General features: G+C 62.5%; 2 protein-coding genes and 1 pseudogene. 2 read left to right on the top strand and 1 reads right to left on the bottom strand.

Annotation, left to right across the window (positions count from 1 at the left end; translation table 11 throughout):
* Positions 1-143: EF-Tu C-terminal domain-related protein (locus NKH38_RS33160; RefSeq protein ID WP_023796561.1), on the top strand; the 143-nt coding region annotated here is incomplete at its 5' end.
* A 148-nt stretch (positions 144-291) separates the two neighbouring features.
* The gene (locus NKH38_RS33155; RefSeq protein WP_352765731.1) at positions 292-1,926 is read left to right on the top strand and encodes a COG3904 family protein; all 1,635 of its coding nucleotides are present in this window, start codon (positions 292-294) and stop codon (positions 1,924-1,926) included.
* A 411-nt stretch (positions 1,927-2,337) separates the two neighbouring features.
* On the opposite strand, the pseudogene NKH38_RS33150 reads toward NKH38_RS33155, so the two are convergent.
* Positions 2,338-2,445, bottom strand: a pseudogene (locus NKH38_RS33150) (IS481 family transposase); the annotation flags it as partial.

Raw genomic sequence — 2,445 nt, 5'->3', positions numbered from 1 at the left:
CGGAAATGGTTATGCCCGGCGACAACATCACGGTCGATGTCGAGCTGATCGTGCCGATCGCCATGGAAGAGAAGCTGCGCTTCGCCATCCGTGAAGGCGGCCGCACCGTCGGTGCCGGCATCGTCGTCACCATCAAAGAGTAATCGAGCCCGGCATCGCCGGATTGAAACGGATAGGGGCGGCCCTCGGGCCGCCCTTTTTCGTTGGCCAGATGTGCCTGTTTTGGGGTCCCAATCTCTGTTGCAAGTCTGTGAGCCTCTACAGTATAGATTGCATTGAGGGCTTGGCCGGATGGTTCCACAGCACCGTTTGCATAGTCGGTCATGGTGGGCACTGGGGTTGATCTGCCTGGTGTCGATGTTTGCCGTGGGCACTGCCGCCTTCGCGGCCGAGACAAAAAATTCAGAGCCGGATCCGGATCCGCCGATGCGGTTCGTCGTCGTGCGCAGCGACGCGGCGGGCTGTGAGCCGACCTGTCCGGAATGGATATCGGCCGAGGGTGCGATATCGGCCAAGTCGCCGGCGCTGCTCAAGGCTGCCCTGAAAACGCTCGGCGGCCGCAAATTGCCGATCGTCATCAACTCTCCCGGCGGCGATGTCGATGCGGCCATCGCCATGGGCCGGATGATACGCAAGAACAAGCTCGACATCGCGGTCGGAAGGACCTGGTTCGTCGGCTGCGAGCCAGGGGTGAAAAACTGCAAGGAGAACGACGCCAGAGGCGCGCACTATATCGGCAGCCCCTATGTGCTCGGCAGCTATTGCGCATCCGCTTGTCCAATGATGCTGGCCGGCGGCACCAGGCGCCTGGTCGGGCCGCTGGCCTATCTCGGCGTCCACCAGATCACGACCACGATCGTGCAGATGAACGTGCAATATCAGGTCCGCTACCGGATCGTGAAAGGCAAGAAGCGGGTCATCAGCAAGAAGGTCGTCAGCCGCAAGAACACCGGCAGCTACAAGACCTACGAGATGAGCAAGGGGGTGGAGCGCAAGCTGTCCGCCTATTTCAAGGAGATGGGTGTCGACCTCAGCATCATCGAGACGATGAAGAGCACGCCGGCCAGCGACATCCAGCAGATCGACCTCAGCGACATGCTGACAATGAAGCTGGTCACCAGCGACGACGCTGCAGATTTGCTGACCAGCGCAAGCCTGTGCAGGCTGAACCTTCCGGCTCCGAATTGCCGGGAAATACCGGCGAACAAGCCAGCCGGCGGCCTGCCGGACGTGGCAAAGGCTGCGCCGCTGCCGGTGAAGCCGGAGAGCGCGCCGCACGATGACGGCATGCGCTTTGTCGTGGTTCGCGGCAGCAACCCGCTCTGCAATCCCGACTGCCCGGAATGGATTGCAGCGCAAGGCGCGATTACGCCCCAGACGCCGCAGAAACTCAGCCAATTGCTCGCCACGCTTGGCAACCGGCGGCTGCCGGTGGTGATCAGCTCGCGAGGCGGCGACCTCTCCGGCGCCCTGGCGGCGGGCCGGATCATCCATGAAAAGAAGCTCGACGTTGCCGTTGCCCGCACCGATTTCGTCGGCTGCGACCCGGCAGAGTGGAATTGCCTGGCCAGGGAAGGCGCCTATGCCGGACTGAGCGTCGATGGCGACGGCGACTGCGATTCGGCCTGCGCGCTCATGCTGGCGGGTGGCGCCAGGCGGCTTGTCGGTACCCAGGCGCGGCTCAGCCTCTATCTGATGGGGCAGAAGCAGGCGGTCAAGTCCTACCTCGACGAGATGGCGATCAGCCCCGCTTTGTTCAGGGCGCTCCAGGGCAGTTCGGTCGAGCGCCAGCTCGAACCCGACATGATGCTGAAGGTTGGCCTGACGACCGGGCGCCAGTCGGTGGATGCGCTGACGGGTTCCAGCATCTGCAGATCGGCGCCGAAACCTGAGAATTGCCGCGTGGTGCCGTCGTCCAATGGCTGATCGCGCCTATCGTCATGGAAGAGAAGCCTTGCTTCGCCTTCCGTGAAGGCGGCCGCACCGTCGTGCCGGCGTCGTCATCACCATCGAGAAATAGTCGAGCCGGTGTCAGCCGGATCGACCAGGAGAGGGCGGTCTTTGGGGCTGCCTTTTTGTTTCCGGCGTTGCGCGGCACAAGTATTGCACGGTTGGTTCAAAGCTATTGCAAGCACCGTCGCCGCAACTATTATGGATTGCATTGAGGGGTTTGCCGGGCGTGGTTTGGGGACACCGTTCAGACAATGCTGCAAGGTGGCGGCGCGGGCTGGTTCGGCTGGCGACGGTGGCCGCGATGGCGATGGCTGCCTTCGCCGCGAAGGCCGAGGATGCCGCCCCCGGGACATGGCAGACATTGCTCCCTCTGCAGGGAGTGCCCTATCTGTTTAGTCCCAAGGTTTGATGGGTTGGATCGAGCCTGAATCGTTCGGGCTCTTTTGTCCAGATTTTGCAGATGTATTCAAAGGGCGTGAGGCCCTTGAGGGT

This window comes from Mesorhizobium sp. M1078 (assembly GCF_040318615.1).
GTDB lineage: Bacteria > Pseudomonadota > Alphaproteobacteria > Rhizobiales > Rhizobiaceae > Mesorhizobium.
Note: the sequence above shows the minus strand (reverse complement) of the source record. Positions and strands in the feature narration are given on the sequence as shown.

Bases quoted from the DNA above. Each gene is read 5' to 3' on its own strand.
- NKH38_RS33155 (WP_352765731.1), top strand. From the start codon at position 292: ATGGTTCCACAGCACCGTTTGCATAGTCGGTCATGGTGGGCACTGGGG.